This window comes from Micromonospora sp. NPDC049151, from assembly GCF_040648395.1.
Classification (GTDB): Bacteria; Actinomycetota; Actinomycetes; order Mycobacteriales; family Micromonosporaceae; genus Micromonospora.
The window spans coordinates 1-1,331 of sequence record NZ_JBEZDP010000055.1 but is presented as its reverse complement, the minus strand read 5'-3'; the positions used below and the strand labels follow the sequence as shown (position 1 = coordinate 1,331).

Here is a 1,331-nt window from a genome sequence, read left to right as displayed (position 1 = left end):
CTTTTCTCCCTGTTAACCTTTAGTTTCAGGCAGTCTTCCAGATATACTGAAATACTTGCCATTACCCGATGTGCTGATTTCTTGCTTCTCAAATAGATACTGCAATCATCAGCATAACGTACGAACAGATGGCCACGCTCTTCGAGCTTAGCATCAAGTTCGTGAAGGATAATATTTGATAGTAATGGACTTAATGGACTGCCTTGCGGCATACCTTCTCTTCTTGGGCTTGCCAGGCCGTTTTCCATGATTCCTGCACTCAGATAAAAACGGATAAGCTTCAACGTACGCTTATCCTTTATCTTTACTGACAGCAGATGCATGAGTTTGTCATGGTTTACCCTATCAAAGAACCTCTCCAGGTCAAGTTCCACAATCCAGGTGTAACCTGTGTTAAGATATTCCTGGGCCTTTAACACTGCCTGATGGGCATTGCGCTTTGGCCGGAAACCATAACTGCCAGAAGAAAAGTCGCCCTCGTACTTTGGGCTCAGCCATTGAGAAATGGACTGTTGGATCAACCGGTCAATGACCGTTGGGATGCCAAGCATCCTCTTACCACCGGTGCTTTTGGGTATCTCTACCTTTCTCACAGCGCTTGGCCGGAAATTGCCTTTTAAAATATTAGCCCGTAATCTCTGCCAGTTGGCATTCAGGTAGTCGCGAAGTTCATCGGTCAGTATACCATCAATACCACCAGCACCCTTATTGGCAGTAACCTGCTTAAAGGCTCTTTGTACATTTCGGATGTCTAATATTTCTTCAAGCATAATACTAAAAAAAAACTCCTTCCCAGGCATTGTGCTCATTGGTTGCACGGCTCGGCTCAGCTCCTCTTATAATTTACTCTCGGATTCCGTCCTACCCTCATATAAGCAGTTCTCTAATGTGGTTCCGCTGTAAAAGCTCTGCCATAAACTTCATGTTTCCTTTGCCATCCTAACATTTGGTCCTTTCTGCATCCGGAAAATGCAGTACTACGACCGCTGCTGACTTCTGATTGAGGCATTTGGCAGCTCTACCAAATATTTCTTCTCCTGTAATCGCGCTTACAATTGACAGAACTCATTCAGATCTCCCGGGGTAAGACAATCTACTTCCTATGGATGTGGCCTCTGTATATACGTTATAGTCCCCGTGCAGTATTGGGTTTCTGTTTGTTTGGCAACATCACCCGGACTAAATCCGCCTAGTATACAGTTTCTGTTCGTAAGCCCCCATAATTGCCTCGGACTTCCTTCAGATTCGCAGTCACCCGCGACACCCTTGTCTCTGGCTACTTAGAATAAAGCAGCAAATTTTATATTTGAAGTAATTTTTCATAAATGAGA

The 1,331-nt window shown here is 44.4% G+C and carries 1 protein-coding gene; it reads right to left on the bottom strand.

Annotation, left to right across the window (positions count from 1 at the left end; all coding sequences use genetic code 11):
* Positions 1-800, bottom strand: an 800-nt coding sequence (ltrA, locus tag AB0B20_RS29080) for a group II intron reverse transcriptase/maturase (RefSeq protein WP_357475116.1), incomplete at its 3' end; no start/stop codon positions are given.
* Positions 801-1,331 lie beyond the last annotated feature (531 nt).